The following is a 24,068-nucleotide window of genomic DNA, read 5'->3' on the forward strand; positions in this document are numbered from 1 at the left end:
GGCTTCAAAGCCCCCGCACGCAATCCATCGCCTCCTCGATGCGCTCGACCGCGTGCACGGTCAGGCCTTCGATGGGCTTTTTTGGCGCGTTGGCCTTGGGGATGACCGCCACGCTGAACCCCAGTTTGGCGGCCTCCTTCAAGCGCTCCTGACCGCGCGGCGCCGGCCGCACCTCGCCGGCCAAACCCACCTCGCCAAAGGCCAGAAAGCCGCGCGGCAAGGGGCGGCCGCGCAGCGAGCTTTGAATCGCCAGCAGCACGGCCAAGTCCGCTGCCGGCTCGCTGATGCGCACGCCGCCCACGGCGTTGACGAACACGTCCTGGTCGTTGGTCGCCACGCCGGCGTGGCGGTGCAACACCGCCAGCAGCATGGCCAATCGGTCGCGGTCCAAGCCCACCGAGAGGCGGCGCGCACCGCCCACATCCACTAGCGCCTGCAGCTCCACCAGCAGCGGGCGCGTGCCCTCCAGCGTCACCAGCACACAGGAGCCCGGCACCGGCGAAGCGTGGGCCGAGAGGAAGATGGCGCTCGGGTTGCTGACGCCCTTCAGGCCCTTTTCGGTCATCGCAAAAACGCCAATCTCGTTCACGGCGCCAAAGCGGTTCTTGATCGCCCGCACCAGGCGGAAGCTGGAGTGCGTGTCGCCCTCGAAGTACAGCACCGTGTCCACGATGTGCTCCAACACGCGCGGCCCCGCCAGCGCCCCCTCCTTGGTCACATGGCCCACCAGCACCATGCTGCAGCCACTGGCCTTGGCGGCCCGCGTCAGGAGCGCCGCGCACTCGCGCACCTGGGCCACCGAGCCCGGCGCGCTGGTCAGCTGCTCGGTGTAAACGGTCTGAATCGAGTCGATGACGCAGAACTGGGGCGCCTCTGCGGCCAACGTGGCCAGGATGCGCTCCAAGTTGATCTCCGCCAAAACGCGCACGGCCGTGCCCGGCAGGCCCAGGCGCCGGGCGCGCATCGCCACCTGGGCCCCGCTCTCCTCGCCCGTGACGTACAGCACCTTCATGTTGCGACTGAGCGCATTCAGGGCCTGGAGCAGCAAGGTGCTCTTGCCCACGCCCGGGTCTCCGCCGATCAGCGTCACCCCGCCCGCGACGATGCCGCCGCCCAGCACGCGGTCCAGCTCCTCGATGCCGGTGGGCGTGCGCGCCGTGTCCACGGCCTCGATCTCAGAAAGCGTGGCCACCGGGCTGCTTTTGGCCAACGCTTGAAACCGATGGTTCTTGCTGGCCCCGGCCGGCTCGGCCGGTCCCTCCACCAGGCTGTTCCAGGCGTTGCAGCTGGGGCACTTGCCCAGCCAGCGCGGCGTGCTGCCGCCGCATTCGGAGCAGGTGTAGATCGTTTTGTCTTTGGCCATTCGGAGATTCTCAGGGCTCAGTGCCGGTGCGCCGACCGGGGCACCGCCTCGCGCTCCCGGTCCGCTTGGCGCCAAACCGTGTGCGCCGCGCTCAGCCCCAAAATCGCCATCAGCGCTGCAACCCCCAAATCTGGCCACGCCGTTCCGGTGCCGAACACCCCAAGCGCCGCCGCACCGACGGCCAGATTGCCAATGGCGTCGTTGCGAGAACACAGCCACACCGATTGGAGGTTGGCGTCGCCCGTGCGGTACCGGTACAGCACCCACGCCACCGTCAGGTTCGCCAGCAGCGCCAGCCCCGCAACCGCCCCCATCACCGGCGCCTCGGGCACCGCGGCTTGGCCCACTCGCATTAACGCCTGGGCGAGCACCGCCAGCCCCAATCCACCCATCATCAGCGCCTTGATTCGGGCCACCCGCAAGCGGGCAGCCAGCCCCGCCCCCAACACCGCCAACGTCATCGCATAGGTCAGCGCATCGCCCAGAAAATCGATGGCGTCAGCCCAAAGGGCCAGCGAGGCCGCCTGCAGCCCCCCCACGATTTCGACGCCAAACATGCCCGCGTTCACCCACAGGGCGAAATGAAGGGCCCGGCGCAGTCGCGGATCGTGAGCCGGTTCAATCGGCGTGTGGCAACAAGAAGCTCCCATGATGTAAACCGCCTGGGCGGGAAGTCAGCATGTCCAGAATTGGAAACACTGAAGTCCCTTGAGGGTCAAGCCCTGCCCGTGTGCGCTTGTGCGCGAAATACGGACCCCAATTCCGCGCAGCGGGCTCGGGTTCTCCCGAACATGCTTCAATCGCCCGCTCGAAAGGAATCTCCCATGGAACTCAGCACCTGGCTGCCGTTTTTTCTGGCCGCATGGGCCATCAGCTTGTCGCCCGGCGCCGGGGCAGTGGCCGCCATGAGCAGCGGGTTGACGCACGGCTTTCAGCGCGGCTACTGGACCACCATCGGATTGATCTTGGGCATTTGGACGCAGATCTTGCTCGTGGGTGTGGGCTTGGGTGCCCTCGTTGCGACTTCGACGACGCTGTTTACCGTCATCAAATGGGCCGGCGTGGCCTATTTGGTTTATCTGGGCATTCAGCAATGGCGCGCCCCCGCTGCGGCCGTGCGGGCTGAGGACGATGGCGTGCAAGGCGGCACGCAAGCCCGGCGCCGTGACTTGGTCTTGCGCGGTTGGATGGTCAACACCGTCAACCCCAAAGGCACCGTGTTTTTGCTGGCCGTGGTGCCCCAGTTTTTGCACCTGGATCAAGCGTTAACGCCGCAGTACCTGACGATTGCCGCCACGCTGGGGTTCACAGACGCTGTGGTGATGGCCGGCTACACCGCGTTGGCCGCCAAAGTCTTGGGGGCCTTGAAGGACGTGCGGGTGATCCGCCTGCTCAATCGGGTGTTTGGGTCGCTGTTCATCGGCGCCGGTTTGCTGCTGGCCAGCGTGAAGAGGGCCTGATGCCGACTTGGTTTTTGTTCCTGGCCCCCACGCTGATTTGGGCCAGCACCTGGCATGTGATCCTGTATCAGTTGGCCAGCCCCGTGCCCCCCTTGACCTCCGTGGGCTGGCGGTTTGCGTTGGCCGCCGTGTTGCTGGGTCTGTGGTCGCGATTCCAGGGCCATTCCCTGCGAATTCCTCGCCAACACCATGCCCTGCTGGTGGCCGCGGGCATCGTGCAATACGGCGGCAACTATTGGGCGGTGTACGAGGCGGAGCGGCACATTCCGTCGGGCTTGGTGGCCGTGCTGTTCGCCCTCATGGTGTTTGGCAACGCCCTGGGCGCCTGGTGGGCCTTTGGTCAGAAGAGCAGTCGGCGCTTCTTGCTGACGGCCTTGGGCGGCGTCGCCGGTGTCGCACTGGTCTTTTGGCCAGAGATCGCGCTCAGCACCGAGCGACCGCAGGCGGCCTGGGGCCTATTGATCGGGCTATTCGCTGTGGGCGCTGCCTGCCTGGGCAATGTGCTGACCCTGACCCTGACACGGCGCGGTGTGCCGCTGCCGCCCCTACTGACCTGGAGCATGGGCTATGGCGCCCTCTTCCTGCTGAGCCTGTCCGTACTCAGTGGCTCCGGCTTGCCCTTTGACACGCGGCCGGCTTACTGGTTGTCGCTGATCTACCTGAGCGTCCTGGGGTCGGCCGTGGCCTTTGTGCTCTATTTCCAACTGGCGGCGCGGCAAGGTCCGGCCCGGGCGGCCCTGATGGGAGTCGTGATTCCCGTGATTGCCCTGGGGGTTTCCGCGATCTTGGAAGGTTGGAAGCCCACGCCCCTGGCCGCGCTCGGGATGCTGCTGTGCGTCAGCAGTGTGGCGTTGGCTCAACGACCGACGCCCACCGCGTCACCACCGCTGACGGCCGCCCGGGACTAGGGATTCCACTGGTGTCGCGTAGACGCCAATCCTCAAGAACTTCGCCCAAAGCCGGGCATCCTGATGGCATCCTGCTTTGTCTTGGGTGCGGGCCGATGGCCTCTGCGCGCGCCTTCTTTCTGGAGTTGCACACATGAATCTCAAACTGGGCCTCAGCGCCCTTGCTCTTGCCGCCCTGACGGCTTGCGGTGGCGGTGGCGGAACTTCGGCACCTGCCCCCATCACGCCCCCGCCCACCGCGGACACGACCCGCTTGGTGGTGTTTGGTGACAGCCTCAGCGATGGCGGCGCCTATTCGCGCGGTAACTCGCTGATTCTGCAAATGAACGCCGGCGTGCCCAAGGCGGCCGCGGACTTGGTCGGCAAATTCACCAACAGTCCGGGCGCGATCTGGAACGAGGTGCTGGCCTCCAAGCTCAGCATCACCATTGCCCCGGAACGCTATGAAGTCGGCGCCGCCAGCCCGGTCGCCGCCACCAACGGGTTGAACACCGCTGCCAACGCCACCAACTACGCCCAAGGGGGCGCACGTGTGGCCAAAGTCCCCGGCGTGGGCTGCAACCCCAACGCCGCAGGCGCGTGCACGGCACAAGCCGCGGTTCCGGTGAGCACCCAGATTGACCGTGCCCTGGCCAAAGGCAGCTTCCAAAGCACCGACCTCGTTGTGGTGTGGGCCGGAGCCAACGACGTGTTCTTCAACGCGACGGCCGCCGGCAACGAGATCACGGCTGAAGCCACACGGCTGGGTCGCCCGCTGACCTCGGCCGAATCCGGCGCGATCATTCAAAACAAGTACGGCCCAGAGATGGTTCAAGCCGGCTTGGACACCTTGACCCAAGTGCGCCGCCTGCAAGCCGCCGGGGCCAAGCGCATCGTGGTCATGACCATCCCGAACGCCGCGCAAACCCCGTTTGGTGTGGCAGGGGGCGCTTCGACTCAGGCGCTGATCACTGGGCTGGCGGGGGCGTACAACGACACCATCAAGCGCGAGTTCTCGGTTCCCGAAAGCACCGTGATGCTGTTTGACGCCGGCGCGCTGGCGTCCCAGTGGTACGCCAACCCGACCTCGGTCGGCCTGGTCAACGTGCAGGCCCCCGTTTGCGATGTGCCCGCAGCCCTGGGCTCCAGCTCCTCGTTCTGCTTCATCACCGGAGCCACCCCGAGCCCGACCAACCCCTTCCTGCGCGTCCTTCCGGCGGGTGTGACCCCAGCGAACTCGATGTTTGCTGACGGCGTTCACCCCTCGCTGAAGTCGCATGGCCTCTTTGCTGATGCGCTGTACACCGCGCTCAAGGCCAAGGCCTGGGTCAAGTAACGCGTTAGAGGAAACCACCACCATGAAAAAGCAACTCTCGCTCCTGGCACTGGCCGCCGCAGCGGCTTGCGGCGCGCATGCCCAGCAAGCCGGGTCCAGCGTCAGCCTGTACGGCATCGTTGACGTCGGCGTGGTCGCCATTGATGGCGCCAGCGACAAGACGCACCGCTTCGTGTCCAGCGGCCAGCAAGTGGGTTCCCGCCTGGGCCTGCGCGGCACCGAGGAAATTTCCCCGGGCTGGAAGGCCATGTTCACGATGGAGCATCAGTTCTACGCGGACACAGGCAGTCAGAACCAGCAAACACCGATCAGCGGCACCAATCTGCCCGACTGGGTGTTTAACGGCGTTCCCCTCACCATCAAGGGCGCCCTGGCGCCGACCTTGGGCAGCACGCTCAACGCCAGCCTGGAAAACCGGTTTTGGCACCGCCAAGCTTGGGTGGGTTTGGTGACGCCCGTGGGCGGTTTCGTGGCCGGGCGCCAGTACAGCCCCGCCTTCGCGACCTATGGGCGCTTTGACCCGCACATGGCCGGCAACGTGGGCAACCCCCTCACGCTATTCGCCGCCCCGACCGGTATCGAGGTGCGCATCGACAACTCGGTGCAATGGGTCGTTGAGCAAGGCGGCCTGCGCTTGAACGTCATGTCGGGCCAAGGCGAGGGGGCCATTGGTAATGGGCGCTTCACCGGCATCAGCGCCGGTTATGCAACGGGCAACTTCGACATTGGCATCGCCTTCAACCAGCGCAAGAACTCCGATGGTCAGACGGCACTGGAAAACACCATCATCGGTGCTTCCTATACCTTCGGTCCCCACAAGCTAACGGGCCTCTACCTGAAGGTCAAAGACGAGAACTCGGTTCTGGGCCCGCAGCTGCGCGCCTCCATCGGGGCCTCCGCACCGGCGCCGCTGCGTGCCAGCTTCCTGGCCGCTGGGGCGTTGATCGCTAAGAATTTGGGCTGGGATGGTGACCTGATGTACGGCGGCGTTCACTACCAACTCAGTGCCAGCAACAAGTTGGTGGTCAGCTACGGCCGTTACGACGATGCCAACAACGCCCGCGACATGGCGGTGGCGGGTATTGCTCTGGAACACAGCCTGAGCAAGCGCACGCAAGTGTGGCTGTCGGGCTCCCGGATCAACAACAAGACGGGCAGTCAGGTGCTGCCGTTCGCGCAGGGCCTGTACTACGGCATTACGGACAAGCCAGGGCGCGACTCCAGCGCGTTCTCGGCCAATTTGGTGCATCGATTCTGACGCGGCCCGCTCCCGCCGGGCGGGGCTGACGCCCACCGCGCCCGGCGCCCCACAAAAGCCACCGCCAGTCGGTGGCTTTTTTTCGAGCCTTGAGGATCCCGGCGTGGGGGCAACCAGATCGTCATGCCATCGACACGGAGCGGCCCCGCGCGGCTTTTCCGACACCCCGGGCTGTGACGCCAGCGCCGGGGCGCTGAACGTTATGCACCGCTGCTGACGCGCGTGGCATGTCTCCTCCTTTTGGATGAGGACAATCCAATCCAAGTGACTGTCGCGCCGTAACTTTTCCTCAACTTTTTGGCGCGCAAACCACGAACTTTCGGTGCTTGATTCAGGTCAATACCCGCGCCTGCCCCTGTGCCGAACACTGGGCCCCTCGTGTTCCCAAACAAAGGCGGACCCATGTTCTTTGCACGCTTTCTGGGCCGCTTGCCGCTCAAAACCAAGTTTGCGGCCATGGCCGTGATTTCGGCGGTACTGGTCCTCATCCCCAGCACCCGCCAGCTGAGCGCCGAGTGGCAGCAGTACCGCCAAGCGGAACGCGCCGATCAAGGGATTGATCCGGCATCAGCGCTCCTCAAATGGATGCAGCTCACGCAGCAGCACCGGGGTCTCTCCGGCGCCTTTCTCCAAGGCCAATCAAACGTCCAGGGTGCACGCGCTGAAAAGGAGCGCGCCGTCACCGCAGCGGCGGCCGCTGCACAGCAATCGGTGCTCGCCCTGGCCGCACCCGAACTCACCACCAGCGCCCATGCCGTGGCCGATACCTGGGCGCAACTGGCCGGGGCCGTCGCCCAGCAGCAGTTGCAGACCCGGGAGAGCTACTTGCGCCACACCGCACTGGTCGCAGACCAGCAAGCGCTGCTCGATGCCATCAGTCTGAACCAGGGCCTGAATGCGGATGCGCGGCCGGTTGTTCAAGGCCTGCAGCAGGCCGTCCTGAACCAATTGCCCCGTGGCGTCGAGGTTCTGGGTCAGCTGCGCGCAGGCGGAACAGCAGCCCTGGCCAAGGGCAGTCCGAGCGCCGAGGAGCGCGCACGCTTTGAGGTGCAACTGGCCCAAGCGCGCCAGCTGTTGACCCAGAACCGCAAGGGCTTGGCCTTGGCCTTGGCTCATGGTGGGCCAGCCCTGGACCCCCTGCGCACGCCCATCGACAAAGCGGAGGCTGCGGCAGGCGCTGCGTTTGAGCTGGTGGAGTCACAGCTGATCCGCCCGCAGGACACCTTGCTCACAGCGCAGGACTTCTTTGCCCAAATCACCCGCCTGATGAACGATCAGTACGAGTTGATCGACGCCGGGCTCGGTGCCCTGCGCAGCCAAGTCCACGACAACGCAGTGCAAGCCCAGCAGCAGGCCTTGATGTTTCTGGCAGCTCTGGCGACCTTGGGATCAATCGCCATGGTCGTGATGGGGACTGTGGCCGCTCAAACCACGCGGGCCCTCGGCGCGGCCGCAGGCCTGGCCGAGGCCGTCGCCCAGGGAGACTTGCGCCGCACCGTCGCCGCAGAGACCCAGGACGAGATGGGGCGGCTGCTGGAGGCACTGAACCGGATGAGCCTGCACCTGGGTGACGTGGTGGCCGGGGTCCGCCAGAACGCCGACAGCGTGGCCACGGCGGCGATACAAATTGCCCAGGGCAACCAGGACCTCTCCAACCGCACAGAACAACAAGCCAGCGCGCTGCAGCAGACCGCGGCGTCCATGGAGCAGCTCGGCACCACCGTGCGACAGAACGCCGACCATGCCCAAAACGCCAACGCACTGGCTCACACGGCCACTGAAGTGGCCCAACGCGGCGGGGCGGTGATGGCGGAAGTGGTCAGCACCATGCAGGGCATCAGCGACAGCTCCCGACGCATCGCCGACATCATTGGGGTCATCGATGGGATTGCCTTTCAGACCAACATCCTGGCCCTCAATGCCGCCGTCGAGGCCGCTCGTGCGGGCGAACAGGGGCGAGGTTTTGCCGTTGTGGCCGCCGAGGTTCGCTTGCTGGCCCAACGCAGCGCTCAGGCCGCCAAGGAAATCAAGGGGTTGATCGAGGCCAGCACCACCCGCGTCGAACACGGCACCACGCTCGTGACCCGGGCTGGGGGGACCGTGCAGGACGTGGTCCGCGCGATCCAGGATCTATCGGCGCTGATGGCGCAAATCAGCACAGCGACTAACGAGCAAAGCAGCGGGGTCCACCAAGTGGGCCAGGCCGTGACGGAGTTGGACCGCACCACCCAGCAGAACGCCGCCCTGGTCGAGCAGTCGGCCGCCGCAGCCGACAGCCTGCAGCAACAGGCACGGCAGCTGGCGGGGGCAGTCGCGGTCTTCCAAACCCGTTGAGCAGGAGCTGCCCATGCGAGCCTTGTGGACAACGGCCCTGAGCCTGGGGCTGCTGTTGAGCAGCGGCGCCCCGGCCCGCGAACCAGCGCCCGTCCGCCTGGGCGTGCTGGCCGTCGGTGAGGCCCAGAACGAGTTGCCCGCCTGGCAGTCGCTGCGCGAGCACCTGAGCCAAAGCCTGTCTGCACCGGTCGAGCTGAAGATCGGCCCCCGCGAGCTGCTGGACCGCGCCCTAGACACGCACCAGCTCGATCTGGTCATCACCCACCCTGGACATGCAATCGAGCTGCTGCAGGCCCGGCAGGTCAGCAGCCCCATCGCCACCCGGCTGCTGCGCACCCGGGCCGGTGACACCAGCGAAGACCTGCTGGGAGCATTTGGCGGTGTGATTTTTGCGCGCAACGCCCCCGGCGCTCCCACACGGCTAGAGGACATCGCGAGGGTCATCGTCGCGACCCCGGACGTCCACTGGCTGGGCGCCTACCAAATGCAGGCGCTGGAGCTGAAAGAGCGGGGCATCTCCCTTCCCAGTGATGCGCGATTGCTTCAAGTGGGCGCCAATCAAGGGCATGTGGTCGAAGCCGTTTTGGCGGGACGGGCCGCTATCGGCTTTGTGCGCACCGGGTTGTTGGAAGAGATGGCGCAAGAGGGGAGGCTGGATCTGAACCAAATCCGCATCCTCAATGAGCAGAACTGGCCCCGCTTTCCGTTCAAGGTTTCGACCCGGCTGTATCCGGAGTGGCCCGTGTTGCTCGCGCCACACGTGGAGGCCGCCACCGCCCGCCGCATTGGCGCCGCCCTGCTCTCCATGCCAGCGCAGGCCCTGCCACCGATCGGCGGCTTCACCATCCCAGCCGATTACCGTGAGGTGGTGGCCGTGCTGAAGGCCAACCGCGCGCCGCCCTTCGATCGCTTCCAGAGCGGGCTGTGGCAGGAGTTCTGGAACCAGCACCGCTGGGCCCTCACAACGGGCCTTGTCGCGCTGGGCCTGCTGGCGCTCGCGGGTCTGGCCCTGGCGTGGGAGCACCGGCGGTTGCGGCGCAGCTTCCAGCGTGTGGCCATGTTGGCCGACGCCTCTCGCGACGCCATCTTCAGCCTGGATGCGCAGGGCCGAACCAAGCTGTGGGGCCAGGTGGCAGACCGGCTCTTTGGGCCGCGACTGGCGCGGGGCCAGGATTTTTGTGGCGCCGTGCTGGCTCCCGCGACGCTCGAATCCGCCCACAGGTTGCTGAATGCTGCCCTGCTCAGCGCCGAGGCTGGTCGCGAGTTCAAACGGGAGGTCCAAGCGCTGGACGCTGCGCAGCAGACTTTTCCCGCCGAACTGACGTTCAAGGTCGTGCAGCCCAACGCCCACCACAAGCAAACTGCAGTGCTGGCCTTTGTTCAGGACTTGCGCGCCGAGCGCGCGCATGTGATGCGCACCCGTCTGATGTCCAGCGTGTTCACCCACACGAACGAGGGCATCACGATCACGGACCCTCAAGGCCACATCCTGGAGGTGAATGCCGCATTCAGCGCCATCACGGGTTACGCCCGTGAGGAAGTCCTGGGGCTCAACCCCCGAATCTTGCAGTCTGGCCGCCAGACTCCCGAGTTCTACCGCGCCATGTGGACAGCGCTTCAGCAGGAGGGGCACTGGAGCGGGGAAATTTGGAATCGCCGTAAGTCGGGTGAGGTCTATCCCGAAATTCTCAGCATCAGCGCCGTGCGAGATCTTGACGGTGCGCTGCAACACTACGTCGCGGTCTTCACCGACATCACGGGTCTGAAGCGCCAACAGCAGGAGTTGGAGCGCGTGGCCCACTTCGATGCCCTCACCGGGCTGCCCAACCGCACCCTGCTGGCCGACCGCTTCGCCCAGGCCGCTGCCCACGCGCACCGACACAAGCGTTGCATAGCGGCGGTTCATCTGGACATCGACCAGTTCTCGCAAATCAATGAGCGCCTAGGTCAGGCCGCAGCGGACGATGTCCTCTGCATGCTGGCCCAGCGCTTGCACCACACTTTGCGCGAAGACGACACCGTGGCCCGCACTGGGGGCGATGAGTTCATCGTTTTGCTCACCGACATGGATTCCGCCGAGTCCACCCGCGAGGTGGTGCTGAGGCTGCAGCAGCTCATTGCCGAGCCCTTTCAGCTCTACCCCCACACGGTGAACTTGAGCACCAGCCTGGGCGTCGCCGTGTACCCAGACGACAGCGAGCAAACCGAGAAGGTGCTGCGCGGGGCAGAACAGGCCTCGTACCGAGCCAAGCAGAGTGGTCGCAATGCGGTGTGCTATTTCGATGCGGAGCACGAGAACGCCATCCGGCAGCGCAACGAAAAGGTCGCGCAGCTGCGCACCGCCTTGCAGGCCGGGCAATTCGTGCTGCACTACCAGCCCAAGGTGAACATGCGCACCCGAAAGGTCATCGGGGCCGAAGCCCTGATTCGCTGGCAGCACCCGGAGCGCGGCCTGGTCCCCCCGGGCGAGTTTCTGACCCTGATCGAGAAGGACCCCTTCGAGCTAGAAGTGGGCGAATGGGTGCTACAGACCGCGCTGCAGCAGCTGGCCCACTGGCAGGCCCAAGGATTGCACTTGCCCGTCAGCGTCAACATCTCCGGCGAGCACCTGCAGGCACCGGATTTCCGACCTCGCCTGGCCGCTTTGCTCGCCCGCCACCCGCAGGTGGCCCCCACCTCCCTGGAGCTGGAGATCCTGGAAAGCAGCGCCCTGGAGGACATGGACTGCGTGCAAAGCGTGCTGTCGCACACGCAAGCGCTGGGCGTGCACAGCGCCCTGGACGACTTCGGGACGGGCTATTCCTCCCTCGCCTACCTCAAGCACCTGCCAGTCAGCACGCTCAAGATCGACCAGTCCTTTGTGCGAGGTATGACCAGCAGCGACGGCGACCGGGCCATCGTGCAGGCCGTCATTGAGCTGGGGCGTGCCTTCGGGCGGGATGTGATTGCCGAAGGGGTGGAGAACGAGGAACTGGCGCAGGCCTTGCTCAAACTGGGCTGCGAGCACGGTCAGGGCTATAGCTTTGCCAAGGCCATGCCAGGTGAGCAATTACCAGCCTGGGTTCGGTTTTTTGAAGCAACGCCCGTCATCGAAGGCAGTCACACGAGCGTCATGGAACCGACACGCCCCTGAAACGAGGCCTTCCTAGCATGGGCCGGGTTGGAACCACCCTCCCCTTGCTTCATGAACGACCGCCTCTGCCTTGACCGCCCGGACTTCAACGACGAAGACTCCAACCGCTCGGACAACCCGCACTTTGACCAGGTGCTGACCGCCCGCCTGAGCCGCCGCAGCCTCTTGCGCAGCGGGGTTGGCGCCAGCAGCGCAGCCCTCGGCGGGGTGCTGCTTAGCGCCTGCGACAGCGAGGCGGCCCCAGCGCCAGCACCGCTGCCCGCCCCGGCGCCGGCTCCAGCCCCCTCGCCCTTGGTCACCAGCCTGGGCTTTGCCGCCGTGGCCAAGAGCCTGGACGACAAGGTCACGGTGCCGACCGGCTACAGCGTCAGCATCCTCTACGCGCTGGGGGACCCGCTGCGCGCCGCCACCACGGACTTCAAGAACGACGGCACGGACATCGACTGGGAGAACCGCGCCGGCGACCACCACGACGGCATGGACTGGTTCGGCCTGAGCAGCAGCGGCACGCCCTCCACCACCGCGGTGGACCGCGGCCTGCTGGCCATCAACCACGAGGCGACCACGGATGAAACGCGCGCCTCCTTCTTCATCCACGCCAATGGCGGCACCGCCACGCTGCCCCGCCCCGGCGCCGAGGTGGACAAGGAATTGGCGATCCACGGCATCTCGGTTGTTGAGGTGCGCAAGACCGCCGGCAGCTGGGCCTACCAGAAGGACTCGCCCTTCAACTTCCGCATCCACCAGAGCACCGAGGTGGAGCTCGCCGGCCCGGTGCGCGGCAGTCTGCAGGTCATCACCAAGTTCTCGCCCACCGGCACCAGCACGCGCGGCACGCTGAACAACTGCGGCGCCGGCAAGACCCCCTGGGGCACCTATGTGTCCGGGGAGGAGAACTGGGCGGGCTACTTCTTCCGCGCCGGCAACGACGACAGCGTGCGAGGCGACAAGAGCGTCACCGCGCTCAAGCGCTACGGCCGTGCCGCGGGCGCAGCCTCGCGCCATGGCTGGGAAACCGGCGGCGCCGACGACCGCTACCTGCGCTGGAACATCAGCAAGAGTGGCGTCTCGACGGACGGCAGCGACGACTACCGCAACGAGATGAACGCCCAGGGCTACATCTTGGAAGTGGACCCGTACACCAAGACTCGCAAGGCAGTGAAGCGCACGGCACTGGGCCGCTTCGCGCACGAGAGCGCGGCCTTCGGCAAGCCCGTGGTCGGCCAACCGATTGCGGCCTACATGGGCGACGACTCGCGCAACGAGTACATCTACAAGTACGTTTCGACCGCGCTGTGGGCCGAGGCCGACGCCACCGCGGCCGACCGCCTGGCCGTAGGCGCCAAGTACCTGGACCAAGGCAAGCTCTTCGTCGCCAAGTTCAATGCCGATGGCACGGGCCAGTGGGCCGAACTGAGCCTGCTCAACCCGATGGTGCGCGACTACACCGGCTACACCTTCACGGACCAGGCCGACCTCTGCGTCAACACCCGTTTGGCCGCGGACGCCGTGGGCGCCACCAAGATGGACCGCCCGGAGTGGTGCTCGGTCAACCCGAAGAACGGGGAGATCTACTTCACGCTGACGAACAACAGCAACCGCCGCGCCGAACCCGCCGCTGGCGGCAGCCAGTTGGCCCCGGACAGCGCCAACCCGCGCGCCTACACGGACATCAAGAACGCCAGCAGCAGCCAGATCGGCAACCCCAACGGCCACATCCTGCGCATCAAGGAAGACACGGGCGGCGCGGCCGCCACCGCCTTCACCTGGGACGTCTACCTGTTCGCCGCCGAGGCCAGCGCCGCCCCCGGGCTGGTGAACCTCAGCAACCTGACCGCCGACCAGGACATGAGCAGCCCCGACGGCCTGGCCTTCAGCCCCGCCACTGGCATCTGCTGGATCCAGACCGATGACGGTGCCTACACCGACGTCACCAACTGCATGATGCTCGCCGCCCTGCCCGGCCAGGTGGGCGATGGCGCCAAGAAGACCCTGAGCTACAGCCGCAGCACGGGTGGCGCGCTCACGGTCGACACCTTCGTCGGCAAGACGCCGGCGGCCACCGAGCTCAAGCGCTTCCTGGTCGGCCCGCGCGATTGCGAGATCACCGGCATCTGCGAGACACCGGACGGCAAGGCCTTGTTCATCAACATCCAGCACCCGGGCGAGGGCACGGCGATGGCCAACATCGCCGACCCGACCAAGTACAGCAGCCAGTGGCCCAGCAACGCCGGCTACGGCGCGGGCAAGCGCCCCCGCTCGGCCACCATCGTGATCACCAAGACCGATGGGGATGTGATCGGGCGCTGATCTCACCCGGACGCCACAGAATGCGGGGCTTCGGCCCCGCTTCTGCTTTTTGCGCCATGAACGATTCACTCGTCGTGTTTGTGGAGAAGCTTTGGCGGGTGCACAAGCGGGTCGGCACCGCAGTGCCAGACGGCTTCTGGAAGCAGTTCAAGTTCCCGTTCGTCTGGAAAGGCTGAAGCTACTCGCTGACCCGCCCGCGCCCGGCCTTAATGCCCGCGCGCAGCGCCTTGCCCTGCAGCCGCCGCTGCTGCGAGCCCCAGGTGGGCCGGGTGGCACGGCGAGCCTTGGGCGGGTGGGCGACCGACTGCACGAGCGCCATCAGGCGCGCAATGGCCTCGGCGCGGTTTTGATCCTGGCTGCGGTGTTCCTGGGCCTTGATCACGAGCACGCCCTCGTTCGTGAGGCGCTGGTCGTTCAGCGCCAGCAGGCGGGTCTTGATCGCCTCCGGCAGGCTGGAGGCCCGCACGTCAAAGCGCAGCTGCACCGCGCTGCTGGTCTTGTTGACGGCTTGGCCTCCCGGGCCGCTGGCCCGGATGAAGCTCAGCTCGATCTCGTCCTCGCGCGGCTGCCAGTGCAGGTGCATCAGCGGCCGTCAACGCGCACCGGCACGCGCGCCGCCAGCGCGCACATCAGCTCGTAGCCAATGGTGTCTGCGGCGTGTGCCACTTCGTCGATGCCCAGCACGGCGCCCGTGACGGCACTGCAACCCCAGAGCGTCACCTCGGTGCCCACGCCCGCTTGCGGCAGCCCGGTGAGGTCCACGGTCAGCAGGTCCATCGACACCCGACCCAAGGTGCGACTGCGCTGGCCGGCCACCAGCACGGGCGTGCCCGTGGGCGCGTGGCGCGGGTAGCCGTCGGCATAGCCACAGGCCACGATGCCGACGCGCATGGGCGCCTCCGCCACAAAGGCGCTGCCGTAGCCCACGCTGTCGCCCGGGTGCAGTTCCTGCACCGCCAGCACCTGGCTGCGCAGGCTCATGGCCGGGCGCAAGTCCCAGTGCGTGGCATCGTGCTCCGGGTAATCGGGCACCCCGCCATAGCCCATCACACCGGCCCGCACCCAATCAGCGCCCACGTTCAGGCCACCACCCAGCGGCCGCCCCGCATGGCGCAGGGTGGCCGCGCTGTTGGCCAGGCTGCGCTCACCGGGCAAGTCAGCACACGCGGCCTCGAAGACCGCCAGTTGGTGGGCCACCCCGTCCCGCCCAAAGCGCAGCGCATCGGCGTCCGAGAAGTGGGTCATCAGGCTCACATCCTCAACCTGGGGCAAGGCCGCCAGCCGCTGCCAGGCGGCGCGGAAGGCCAGTGGCCGGAAGCCGAGCCGGTTCATGCCGCTGTTGAGCTTGAGGAACACCCGCTGCGGCCACAGCACCTTGTGCGCTGCCAGCCATTCGATCTGCGCCTCGTGATGGATGACGTGCCACAGGTGCAGGCGCGAGCACAACTCCAGATCGCGCGGCTCAAACACCCCTTCCAGCAGCAGGATGGGCCCCCGCCAGCCCAGGCCGCGCAGGCGTTCGGCCTCGGCCAGATCCAGGCAGGCAAAGCCGTCCGCCACCAGGCGCTGGGCCTCGAAACAGTTCTCGATGCCATGCCCGTAGGCATTGGCCTTGACCACGGCCCAGATGCGGGCATCGCCCGAGAGCGCCCGCGCTCGCCCCAGGTTGTGGCTCAGGGCGTCAGGATGGATCACAGCTTCAATCGGGCGCGGCATACCGGGATTCTGTCGCAGGGCCGCGTCAGCCGCCGCAGTCTCATGGGTTACCCTAGCGACCTGACCGACGGCCCTGGGTGGCCGTTTTTTGTGTGGGGTGCTGCAGGTTCCGGCGGATGAAAAAAGGCTTCTACACCATCATGTCGGCGCAGTTTTTTAGCTCGCTGGCCGACAACGCCTTGCTGGTGGCCGCCATCGAGTTGCTGCGTTCCAGCCAGGCCCCCGCCTGGCAGGTGCCGGCGCTGACCCCCATGTTCGCGCTCTTCTACGTGCTGCTGGCCCCCTTCGTTGGCGCGTTTGCCGACGCCCTGCCCAAGGGCCGGGTGATGTTCATCTCCAACGGCATCAAGGTGGTGGGCTGCTTGCTGATGCTGGTGGGCGTTCACCCGCTGCTGGCCTACGCCGTCGTGGGTCTGGGCGCCGCGGCGTATTCCCCCGCCAAGTACGGCATCCTGACGGAACTGCTCCCACCGTCGCAACTCGTCAAGGCCAACGGCTGGATCGAGGGGCTCACCATCGCGTCCATCATTCTGGGCATCTTGCTGGGCGGGCAGTTGGTAGGTCCCCAGCTCGCGCCGTTGCTGCTCGGTCTGGACCTGCCGGGCGTTGAAACCGGTGTGGACACCGCGCCCGAAATGGCCATCGCCGCCATGATTGCGGTCTACGCCCTGGCGGCCGGGTTCAATCTGTCCATTCCCCGCACCGGGGCGCCGCTGATGCCGCTGCCGCGCAACCCCGGGACGCTGTTGATGGACTTTGTGTCCTGCAACTCTCGGCTGTGGCAGGACAAGCTCGGGCAGATTTCTTTGGCCACCACCACGGTGTTCTGGGGGTTCGGCGGCAACCTGCGCATCATCGTCTTCCCCTGGGCGGCGGCGGCGCTGGGCTACACGACCACCCAAGCCAGCAGTCTGGCGGGCGTGGTCTCCTTGGGTGTGGCAGCCGGCGCCATCGTGGCCTCGATGCGCATGCGCTTGGACCGCGCCACGGCCGTGATTCCCCTGGGCATTGCCATGGGCCTCCTGGTCATTGGCCTGAACCTGATTCGTGACATCGGGGTGGCCATTCCCTTCCTGCTCATGCTTGGCGCAGCGGGGGGGTATTTGGTGGTCCCCATGAACGCCCTGTTGCAGCACCGCGGCCACAACCTGATGGGGGCCGGCCGCTCCATCGCGGTGCAGAACTTCAATGAGCAGGCCTGCATCTTGGCCTTGGGCGCGTTCTACACCGGCATGACCAAGTTCGGTCTCTCGGCCTTCACGGCCATCGCCGTGTTCGGTCTCTTGGTGGCTGGGGTGATGGAGGTCATCCGTCGCTGGCATCAGCACAATCTGCGCCATCACAGCCAAGAGGTCGAACGGCTGCTGGACCACGCCCGCTGCGACGACTGTCACTGAGGGGCATGCCCTGTCGCTAGGGTTCGCCCGAGCTCCCATGTCAAAGGTCATGGTTCATGCTGAACCCACCTTCACCCTTGGGAGCCTTTCATGCAGTTCGCCAGTCCGGTACAAACCGCCAGCTCACGCATGGGCGGATTGGGTTTTGTTGTCGCCCTGCACGTGTTGATGATTTGGGCCCTGGCCAATGGCCTGCTGCCGAAGATCATCAAATCACCGCCCAAACCGACTGATGTGGTGGTGCTGCAGGCAGAGCCGCCAGTCGAACCGCCGCCCCTGCCCTTGGTGCGCGACCCAAGCCTGCCCCCGCCCAGCCAGACGGTATGGATCCCACAAGACCCTTTGGTCGTTCACGCCGCAACGGACCACACGGTGACAGCCTCGCCGGACGCCGTTCCGGCGGTGGTGGATCGGCCCTCGGTCAGCGTCACACCCACGCAGCGCGCCGAGCCCACCCCGGCCTCTACGCCCCAGTCGGTGGGCGCCCTGTGCTCGCAGACTGGACGCCCGGAAATCCCCGCGCTCGGGGTCGACGGGCAAGCCAGCTTCCGCGTCATCGGTACGCTGCGCCAAGGCCGCGTGGTGGACGTACAACTGACCGTGTTGCGCGGCCTGAGCGATCGGCGCGCCATGCGCGTGCTGGCGCAATCCATTGAACACACCCTGCGCGAAACCTACCTCTGCGGCACGCACAACGGACAGTTCACCCAGGATTTCGACTTCCGGATTGAGTGAAGCCACCCCACCTGAACAAAGGGCCACCTCGCGGTGGCCCTTTTTCTTGACGCTCCAGGTTCAGCCGCCGCGTTTCCCACGCCCCCCTTTGGGCACCTCCGCCACCAAGGGCTTGCCACTGAGCACCGCCTCGATCTGCGTGCTCCAAGCACGGGCAATCTTGAAACACCCGCTGTGGTTGAGGTGGATCTCGTTGTGCCAGTCGCCACTGATCCCGCTGGTCCCGAGCGCCGCTGGGGCGATGGGCACTTGCGTGGAGTCGAAGACATGCAAATTGGGGAACTGCGCCGTGTCGGCCGCGCAAGCCTTGAGCAACGCCGCCAGCTTGGACACCATGGAGCGACTCATCGCCGCCCAGTCCGCCTGCGGAATGGCGTAGGCCTTGAGCGCGGGGTACAGCCAGGGGCCTGAAGCGTCCTCGGCCCCGGCCGGGCGGGGTGTGGGCACGGCATAGCAATGCATGAAGATGGGCTTGCCCTGGTTCGGCCCGTCATCCCGCAAGCTCAAGATGTGCTTCAGGTTGGCGCGGATGTATTGGCTGTAGGTCGCCCAGCCCTCTTCGCTGAAGTAACGCCCCACCCCGGCCCCTGGCGCCCCCCATTCCGTCTGGCGGCGCAGCAGGCGCAGATGCAGGGGGGTGGGCTCCCCAGCATGGATCGCCGGCACCTGGGCCGCCGACACCAAATCGTTGCCCCCCACGCTCAGCAAGATCCCATCCCAGGTCTCTTCGCCATCCAACAGCTCGACGAAATCGGGGGAACCCTCCAAATCCACCATGCGCCGCAGCGCGTTGTGGTGGCCTGCGCAGCTCACGGCCAGCGTGGGCTGGCTGAACATGAGCTCCTCCAAGAGGTTGGCGTGAGCATCCACCTTGGCCGATGCGAACGAAAACCAGGAATCTCCATGCGCCAGCAATTTCCAATGCGCCGCGCGATGATCGCCCCGACGCTTGTAGTCATCAGGCGTCAGGCAAACCAAGTGATCCAGACGAGACTCCATCGATCCGCTCCCTTGCACCCCAGGTGGGCGGCGCGATTGTGCGGTGTATTTCGCCGCCTGCTGGCCCCCGGGGATTCGGACCTACCCCTAGTTCGAGCGACCCAGTAGCATCGGCGCAAGGAGATCCCGCATGGTTTTTACTCGCCGGTCTGTTCTCACCGCCCTCGCCGGCGCTTCCAGCGCGCTGCAAGCCAGCCCCGCGCTGCACGTGGTGGGCAGCGAAGACTGGCCCTATCGCCGGTTCGGGCCGGGTGAGCCCACCGGGCTGTACTTCGATTTGCTGCGCGCCGCGGCAGAGTCCGCGCGCTGGCCCCTGCGGTTCACCGAAGTGCCGGCAGCCCGGGCCTTGCTGATGCTGGAGCGGGGCGACGCCGATGCCATGATCGGCCCCATCCGGACGGCCGAGCGCGAAAAATACCTGCACTATTCCCGGGTCACCCTTCCCCCCGAGGACAAGGTGATCTACACCCTGCCGTCGGCCCCCAAGGTGGAAGGCGTCGGCGACTTGATGGGGCGGCGACTGGGCGTGCAATTGGGCAAACGCTACGGCCCCCTGATCGACGACAACCCGCAATTGCAGCGGATTGAGCTGAGCACCTATCGAGCCGCCCTCACCTTGATACAGCTGGGCCGCCTGGACGCCGCCTTGGTTCCCGAACGACAGGGCGATGCATTGCTGCAAGTGCTCAAGCTCCCCTTGCACAAGCAGCCCTTCCGCATCACCGGGGAGACGCCCCACCTGGTGTTTTCCAAACGCTCGGCTTGGCTGCCCCGAATTCAAGAACTTGAAGCCGCTTTCGAGCGCCTGCACCAGAGTGGCGCTTGGAATGCCGCCTTGCAGCGTTACGCCGGCGACTGATCCCTCCTCCCTCACTGCTGTTGCGAACCATGAGCACCTCTGTCTATGACTTTGACGCCCTTTCCATTGAGGGCCGTCCGGTTTCCCTTCGTGACTATGAAGGGCGCGTCCTCCTCATCGTCAACACCGCCAGCGAGTGCGGCTTTACCCCCCAGTTCGGCGGTTTGGAGCAACTGTGGAAGGACTACGAAGCGCAAGGGCTGACCGTGGTGGGATTTCCCAGCAATGAGTTTGGCGGGCAGGACCCCGGCGCCGACGCCGAAATCGCGAACTTCTGCCAGCGCAACTATGGCGTCAGCTTCCCCATGATGGCCAAGGTCGAGGTCAACGGCAGCGCAGCCCACCCGCTGTGGCAGTGGCTCAAGAAGGAGAAGAAGGGCCTGTTGGGGACCGAAGCCATCAAGTGGAACTTCACCAAGTTCCTGGTCGGGCGCGACGGCGAGGTGTTGGCCCGATACGCCCCCACCGATACGCCGGAAGCCTTGCGCCAGGACATCGAAAAAGCCCTGGCCGCATGATCCAGCTCACCGTCTGCAAACCGGGCGACGCGGCCCTGTGGGCCCACGAACTGCAGGCCCAGCTTGGCGCCGGCTTTGAGGTCAGCGCCTGGGAGAGCGGCGCCCCACCGGCCGACTACGCCGTGGTGTGGAAGCCCACCCCCGCGTTTTTCTCCCAGCAAACCCAACTCAAAGCGATGTTTGCCGCCGGCGCCGGCGTGGATGGCCTGTTGGCCCTCCAGCCCCCCGCCCACATCCCGCTGATCCGCCTGGAAGACGCCGGCATGGGCGTGCAGATGGCCGAGTACGTGCTGCATGCGCTCTTGCGCTGGTACCGCCATTTCGACCGCTACACGGCGCAAGCGGCCGAGGCCCAGTGGAACCCACTCTCCCCCGAGCGCAAGAGCGATTGGCCGGTGGGCCTCTTGGGCTACGGCGCCCTGGGCCATCCCGTGGCCCAGGCGCTGCGCGCCCTGGGCTTCCCCGTGCACGCCTGGGTGCGCCGCGCGCGCACGGCCGACGTGCCGCTCTCGGTCGGCTCCGAGCAGTTGCCGGAATTCCTGGCCCGCAGCCGCGTGCTGGTGGCGCTGATTCCGCTCACGCCCGAAACGGCCGGCCTGCTCAACGCCGAACGCTTGGGCCAACTGCCCCGGGGGGCTTACTTGATCAATGTGGCGCGCGGCGGCTTGGTGGATGAACCCGCGTTGCTGGCCGCGCTGGACAGCGGCCACTTGGCCGGCGCCGCACTCGACGTCTGCAGCCCCGAGCCCGCACCCGAGCAGCACCCGTTCTGGCACCACCCCAAGATTGCCCTCACCCCCCACGTGGCGGCCGCCACGCTGCGCGAGGAGTCCATCCAGCAGATCGCCGCCAAGCTGCAGGCTCTGCTGCGGGGTGAGGCGGTGAGCGGGGTGGTGGGCACGGGTGGGTATTGACCTCAGTCAGGGACCGTAGGCCAAGGCCCCGACACTCCGGGTCCAGGCCGCGGGCCCCAAGCCGTCGCACAAGAGGGCGTGCTGCGCGCCCCCGCCGTTCTCCCGCGCCTGAGCGTCCTCGGTGCTGCTCACGCGGGCCCGCCCCCCAGAGAGGGGCGGTGTCAGCGATGCGCTTCGCAAATCAACTCACGCGTAAGCATGTCGAATCCCCGACGCCGTAGAGGACGAGAGGGATCACACCGGAGAGTGACCCTGCCAGCTTCGCTCAAGCGGACAATGCCTCGATACCCCATCTGCGCACCAAGCTCAGACCGCACGCAAACAGTGAACTCGGCTACAGAGATTGGCGCTACGAGCGGCACGTATAGAAATCGCAGTTGACTCCTCCTAGGAATGACAAACGAGCCATCGCTGGCGGTGCTGACGGCTTGAATGACAGTATTGCAAGGCGTGCTCTCCGAACCCGTTGCCAGGAAGACGCTTGCACCTTCAACGGGCTTACCGGAAATTTCAACTGCGCCGGAAATTTCGGGGGACAGTGTGATCGAGTGAGGGAAAGGAACACACCCGGACAATCCGATAGCGAGCAAGATCACATAGACGATGTGCCAGGCGCGCATTCAGAGACCTCTAACGAATGAAAGGGACTTCCCCGTCCCGAGCTAGCCGCGGTGAGCGGCAAACGGCAACAAGTGCCACGATGGGGTTGCGAAATCTCATCAACTCACTCTGAAAGGGGAAGTCCATGGCCATTGTCTGCGTCGGCATCGATCTCGCGAAGAACGTATTTGCCCTGCATGGGGTGGATGAAGCGGGCAAGCCCGCGCTGGTGCGGCCCACGGTGCCGCGCGCAAAACTGCTGGAGGCCATCGCGGCGCTGCCGCCATGCCTCGTCGCCATGGAAGCCTGCTCGGGCGCCCACCACTGGGCGCGCGAGTTCCAAGCCTTGGGCCACACCGTCAAGCTCATCGCCCCGAAGTTTGTGATTCCGTACCGGCTCTCGGGTAAGCGTGGCAAGAACGATGCCGCAGACGCCGCAGCCATCTGCGAAGCCGCCCAACGCCCCAGCATGCGCTTTGTGCCCGCCAAGAGCTTGGAGCAGCAAGGGCAACTCTGCCTGCACCGGGTGCGACAAGGCTTCATCGAACAGCGCACCGCATTGATCAACCGCATTCGGGGCCTGCTCAGTGAGTTCGGCATCGTCTTGCCCTTGAAGGCTGCCACCGTGCGGCGAGAAGCCCTCTTGCACCTGGAAGACCTGCCCGGCTGGGCCAACCTCGCCGTGGGGGATTGCCTGAGCGAAGTTGGGCGGCTGGACGATCGCGTCCACGAGTACGACCGTCACTTGGCGCAGTTGGCCCGTGAGAGCGAGGCCGCCAAGCGCTTGATGTGCCTGTCGGGCATTGGCGAGACCACGGCCACCGCGCTCACTGCGGCCATCGGCAACGGCCACGACTTCCAGTGCGGGCGCCAGTTTGCAGCGTGGCTGGGGCTCACGCCGGGCCAATACAGCTCGGGCGGCAAGACGCGGCTGGGGCGGATCACCAAAGCAGGTGACGCCTATCTGCGCAGCCTCCTGGTGCTGGGCGCGCGGGCGGTGCTGGCGGCGGCCAAGAACAAGACCGACCCGATCAGTCGCTGGGTGCGAAACGTCGAAGAGCGGCGCGGCTATTGGAAGGCGGTGGTGGCCATGGCGGCCAAGAACGCGCGGCTGGCCTGGGCCGTGCTGGCCAAGGGCGACGCCTTCAAGCTCGCAGTCTGAACCGCATAGAGCCACCCGATCCACCCCGGCAACCGGAGACTGCAACCCTCAAGCCTTCCGCCGCGTGACCGGCCTGTCGTTGATGAGCAAGGTTGGACCTGTGCGGGGCGTGCCTGATTAACTCAAGGGAGCGGGAAACCGGCTCCGGCTAACGAATGAGGCCCCCGCGCGCGTCTTCACATCAGGGTCCGCAGCATCTGAACGCTGCACAAGTGACCGTTTGTAGTAACCCCAGTCCGCACTTGCTCCGTGCTCAACGAACCAGCCCCAATCGCGTTGGAGATCCAACTGCAAACCCCTTGATGAATGGCTGCGCCATTCATCAAGGCCGGATATTGCTTGCGATCAGTGGGGAAGCCCTTGTAGTTCGTAAGGGGCTGGCTGCAGGCCAGTCCCCTTGACTGAGGGGTTAGGGCGCATTGCGGACACTTAGTGAATGAAGGAGAGCTTCAAGGGGCTCTATGCTTGGACGTTCCGGTCCGGCGGCTGAAAGATGGAGATCGATCCAGTGGCCGCTGACATAGGTGGACGCGAGAATGTGAGCCTGCTTGATAGGTAGCCCACCGGGCTGATCAATGAAGAACCTAGCGGCCTTGAACTGGGGGGTCGTGAAGTAGGCTTGACCTTCGGCCTTCTTGTAGCTCTCATTCTTAAGAGCCAGCTGCAAACACTCATCTGCGGCTTGGCACGCTTGCGTTTTTTCGATGTATGCAGACAGGTAGGCCTTGCTCCGGCTGTTCGCCAAGAGATAGTAGATTCCGGTTCCGGTTCGATTTCGCTTCTCTTGATGAATTGTCCAGCCATCTCCTGGAAGGACAACGCTAGGGGCGTTCTCGGCAAGCTTCAACACTCGTTCCGCTGACGTAGCGGTTTCCTGCGCGGCTACGGCGTAGTTGAAAGAAGCAAGCAGAAGGGCGAGCACGACTTTGGGTTGCATGGCCATGTGGGTTGTGTTGCGCTCTAACAATCAGCGTTTATCTGCCGCGCCACGAACATGGCGAGCGGCCTGAGCGGAAATCGCGGCAGATAAACCATGTTGGACTGAACCGTCGCGGCGACGGTGGCGGGGGCCTAGGGGATTGGATGC

Annotated in this window: 19 protein-coding genes; 13 read left to right on the forward strand and 6 right to left on the reverse strand. The window is 65.8% G+C overall.

The window, feature by feature from the left end; all coding sequences use genetic code 11:
* Window positions 1-4 precede the first annotated feature (4 nt).
* Window positions 5-1,363 carry a DNA repair protein RadA gene (gene radA, locus I7X43_RS12790; RefSeq protein ID WP_198101329.1) on the reverse strand — a complete coding sequence of 453 codons (1,359 nt, stop codon included), beginning with the start codon at window positions 1,361-1,363 and terminating at the stop codon, window positions 5-7.
* Between the two features lie 17 nt (window positions 1,364-1,380).
* A complete protein-coding gene (locus I7X43_RS12795) occupies window positions 1,381-2,013 on the reverse strand; it encodes a cation efflux transmembrane domain-containing protein (RefSeq protein ID WP_198101330.1) in 633 nt (210 codons plus the stop codon).
* A 174-nt stretch (window positions 2,014-2,187) separates the two neighbouring features.
* On the opposite strand from I7X43_RS12795, the gene I7X43_RS12800 reads away from it, so the two are divergent.
* The 7 genes from I7X43_RS12800 (at window position 2,188) to I7X43_RS12830 (ending at window position 14,081) form a co-directional block, all read left to right on the forward strand.
* Window positions 2,188-2,823 (forward strand): LysE family transporter, encoded by a 636-nt coding sequence (locus I7X43_RS12800; protein WP_198101331.1) that lies wholly within the window; start codon window positions 2,188-2,190, stop codon window positions 2,821-2,823.
* Window positions 2,823-3,731 carry a DMT family transporter gene (locus I7X43_RS12805; protein ID WP_198101332.1) on the forward strand — a complete coding sequence of 303 codons (909 nt, stop codon included), beginning with the start codon at window positions 2,823-2,825 and terminating at the stop codon, window positions 3,729-3,731. Before I7X43_RS12800 ends, I7X43_RS12805 begins: the two co-directional genes overlap by 1 nt.
* A gap of 133 nt (window positions 3,732-3,864) precedes the next feature.
* On the forward strand, window positions 3,865-5,046 hold the full coding sequence (locus tag I7X43_RS12810) for an SGNH/GDSL hydrolase family protein (RefSeq protein ID WP_198101333.1): 1,182 nt from the start codon (window positions 3,865-3,867) through the stop codon (window positions 5,044-5,046).
* Between the two features lie 22 nt (window positions 5,047-5,068).
* A complete protein-coding gene (locus tag I7X43_RS12815) occupies window positions 5,069-6,304 on the forward strand; it encodes a porin (RefSeq protein WP_198101334.1) in 1,236 nt (411 codons plus the stop codon).
* Window positions 6,305-6,706: 402 nt separating this feature from the next.
* Window positions 6,707-8,638, forward strand: coding sequence for a methyl-accepting chemotaxis protein (locus tag I7X43_RS16595; protein ID WP_310737567.1), 1,932 nt, complete (start codon window positions 6,707-6,709; stop codon window positions 8,636-8,638).
* A 13-nt stretch (window positions 8,639-8,651) separates the two neighbouring features.
* The gene (locus I7X43_RS12825; protein ID WP_198101335.1) at window positions 8,652-11,771 is read left to right on the forward strand and encodes an EAL domain-containing protein; all 3,120 of its coding nucleotides are present in this window, start codon (window positions 8,652-8,654) and stop codon (window positions 11,769-11,771) included.
* Between the two features lie 51 nt (window positions 11,772-11,822).
* Window positions 11,823-14,081, forward strand: coding sequence for a PhoX family protein (locus I7X43_RS12830; protein WP_198101336.1), 2,259 nt, complete (start codon window positions 11,823-11,825; stop codon window positions 14,079-14,081).
* A 178-nt stretch (window positions 14,082-14,259) separates the two neighbouring features.
* Here I7X43_RS12830 and arfB read toward each other — a convergent pair whose 3' ends face one another.
* A complete protein-coding gene (gene arfB / locus I7X43_RS12835; RefSeq protein WP_198101337.1) occupies window positions 14,260-14,664 on the reverse strand; it encodes an alternative ribosome rescue aminoacyl-tRNA hydrolase ArfB in 405 nt (134 codons plus the stop codon).
* On the reverse strand, window positions 14,664-15,797 hold the full coding sequence (alr, locus tag I7X43_RS12840; protein ID WP_198101338.1) for an alanine racemase: 1,134 nt from the start codon (window positions 15,795-15,797) through the stop codon (window positions 14,664-14,666). Before alr ends, arfB begins: the two co-directional genes overlap by 1 nt.
* Window positions 15,798-15,913: 116 nt before the next feature.
* Here alr and lplT point away from each other — a divergent pair, with 116 nt between their 5' ends.
* Both lplT and I7X43_RS12850 read left to right on the forward strand, forming a co-directional pair.
* On the forward strand, window positions 15,914-17,194 hold the full coding sequence (gene lplT / locus I7X43_RS12845) for a lysophospholipid transporter LplT (RefSeq protein WP_198101339.1): 1,281 nt from the start codon (window positions 15,914-15,916) through the stop codon (window positions 17,192-17,194).
* A 90-nt stretch (window positions 17,195-17,284) separates the two neighbouring features.
* Window positions 17,285-17,929, forward strand: coding sequence for a hypothetical protein (locus I7X43_RS12850; protein ID WP_198101340.1), 645 nt, complete (start codon window positions 17,285-17,287; stop codon window positions 17,927-17,929).
* Between the two features lie 60 nt (window positions 17,930-17,989).
* On the opposite strand, the gene I7X43_RS12855 is transcribed toward I7X43_RS12850, so the two are convergent.
* Window positions 17,990-18,928, reverse strand: coding sequence for a hypothetical protein (locus tag I7X43_RS12855; RefSeq protein WP_198101341.1), 939 nt, complete (start codon window positions 18,926-18,928; stop codon window positions 17,990-17,992).
* A 130-nt stretch (window positions 18,929-19,058) separates the two neighbouring features.
* On the opposite strand from I7X43_RS12855, the gene I7X43_RS12860 reads away from it, so the two are divergent.
* From I7X43_RS12860 to I7X43_RS12875, 4 genes are all read left to right on the forward strand, one after another.
* Complete coding sequence (locus I7X43_RS12860) at window positions 19,059-19,787, forward strand: substrate-binding periplasmic protein (protein WP_198101342.1); 729 nt, start codon at window positions 19,059-19,061, stop codon at window positions 19,785-19,787.
* 29 nt (window positions 19,788-19,816) lie between these two features.
* Entirely contained in the window at window positions 19,817-20,305 is a 489-nt protein-coding gene (locus I7X43_RS12865) for a glutathione peroxidase (RefSeq protein WP_198101343.1), read from the forward strand.
* Window positions 20,302-21,219: a 2-hydroxyacid dehydrogenase gene (locus I7X43_RS12870; protein ID WP_198101344.1), complete on the forward strand. Its 918-nt coding sequence runs from the start codon at window positions 20,302-20,304 to the stop codon at window positions 21,217-21,219. Before I7X43_RS12865 ends, I7X43_RS12870 begins: the two co-directional genes overlap by 4 nt.
* A 745-nt stretch (window positions 21,220-21,964) precedes the next feature.
* Window positions 21,965-22,981, forward strand: coding sequence for an IS110 family RNA-guided transposase (locus I7X43_RS12875; protein ID WP_198101345.1), 1,017 nt, complete (start codon window positions 21,965-21,967; stop codon window positions 22,979-22,981).
* Between the two features lie 409 nt (window positions 22,982-23,390).
* On the opposite strand, the gene I7X43_RS12880 is transcribed toward I7X43_RS12875, so the two are convergent.
* Window positions 23,391-23,924, reverse strand: a complete 534-nt coding sequence (locus I7X43_RS12880) for a hypothetical protein (RefSeq protein WP_198101346.1) — start codon at window positions 23,922-23,924, stop codon at window positions 23,391-23,393.
* Between the last annotated feature and the right edge of the window lie 144 nt (window positions 23,925-24,068).

The organism is Inhella gelatinilytica (assembly GCF_016093295.1).
GTDB classification, from domain to species: Bacteria; Pseudomonadota; Gammaproteobacteria; order Burkholderiales; family Burkholderiaceae_C; genus Inhella; species Inhella gelatinilytica.

What these genes read in the sequence shown, in the direction of transcription:
- radA (WP_198101329.1), bottom strand. Translation starts at nt 1,363, where the DNA reads ATGGCCAAAGACAAAACGATCTACACCTGCTCCGAATGCGGCGGCAGC.
- I7X43_RS12795 (WP_198101330.1), bottom strand. Translation starts at nt 2,013, where the DNA reads ATGGGAGCTTCTTGTTGCCACACGCCGATTGAACCGGCTCACGATCCG.
- I7X43_RS12800 (WP_198101331.1), top strand. Translation starts at nt 2,188, where the DNA reads ATGGAACTCAGCACCTGGCTGCCGTTTTTTCTGGCCGCATGGGCCATC.
- I7X43_RS12805 (WP_198101332.1), top strand. Translation starts at nt 2,823, where the DNA reads ATGCCGACTTGGTTTTTGTTCCTGGCCCCCACGCTGATTTGGGCCAGC.
- I7X43_RS12810 (WP_198101333.1), top strand. Translation starts at nt 3,865, where the DNA reads ATGAATCTCAAACTGGGCCTCAGCGCCCTTGCTCTTGCCGCCCTGACG.
- I7X43_RS12815 (WP_198101334.1), top strand. Translation starts at nt 5,069, where the DNA reads ATGAAAAAGCAACTCTCGCTCCTGGCACTGGCCGCCGCAGCGGCTTGC.
- I7X43_RS16595 (WP_310737567.1), top strand. Translation starts at nt 6,707, where the DNA reads ATGTTCTTTGCACGCTTTCTGGGCCGCTTGCCGCTCAAAACCAAGTTT.
- I7X43_RS12825 (WP_198101335.1), top strand. Translation starts at nt 8,652, where the DNA reads ATGCGAGCCTTGTGGACAACGGCCCTGAGCCTGGGGCTGCTGTTGAGC.
- I7X43_RS12830 (WP_198101336.1), top strand. Translation starts at nt 11,823, where the DNA reads ATGAACGACCGCCTCTGCCTTGACCGCCCGGACTTCAACGACGAAGAC.
- arfB (WP_198101337.1), bottom strand. Translation starts at nt 14,664, where the DNA reads ATGCACCTGCACTGGCAGCCGCGCGAGGACGAGATCGAGCTGAGCTTC.
- alr (WP_198101338.1), bottom strand. Translation starts at nt 15,797, where the DNA reads ATGCCGCGCCCGATTGAAGCTGTGATCCATCCTGACGCCCTGAGCCAC.
- lplT (WP_198101339.1), top strand. Translation starts at nt 15,914, where the DNA reads ATGAAAAAAGGCTTCTACACCATCATGTCGGCGCAGTTTTTTAGCTCG.
- I7X43_RS12850 (WP_198101340.1), top strand. Translation starts at nt 17,285, where the DNA reads ATGCAGTTCGCCAGTCCGGTACAAACCGCCAGCTCACGCATGGGCGGA.
- I7X43_RS12855 (WP_198101341.1), bottom strand. Translation starts at nt 18,928, where the DNA reads ATGGAGTCTCGTCTGGATCACTTGGTTTGCCTGACGCCTGATGACTAC.
- I7X43_RS12860 (WP_198101342.1), top strand. Translation starts at nt 19,059, where the DNA reads ATGGTTTTTACTCGCCGGTCTGTTCTCACCGCCCTCGCCGGCGCTTCC.
- I7X43_RS12865 (WP_198101343.1), top strand. Translation starts at nt 19,817, where the DNA reads ATGAGCACCTCTGTCTATGACTTTGACGCCCTTTCCATTGAGGGCCGT.
- I7X43_RS12870 (WP_198101344.1), top strand. Translation starts at nt 20,302, where the DNA reads ATGATCCAGCTCACCGTCTGCAAACCGGGCGACGCGGCCCTGTGGGCC.
- I7X43_RS12875 (WP_198101345.1), top strand. Translation starts at nt 21,965, where the DNA reads ATGGCCATTGTCTGCGTCGGCATCGATCTCGCGAAGAACGTATTTGCC.
- I7X43_RS12880 (WP_198101346.1), bottom strand. Translation starts at nt 23,924, where the DNA reads ATGGCCATGCAACCCAAAGTCGTGCTCGCCCTTCTGCTTGCTTCTTTC.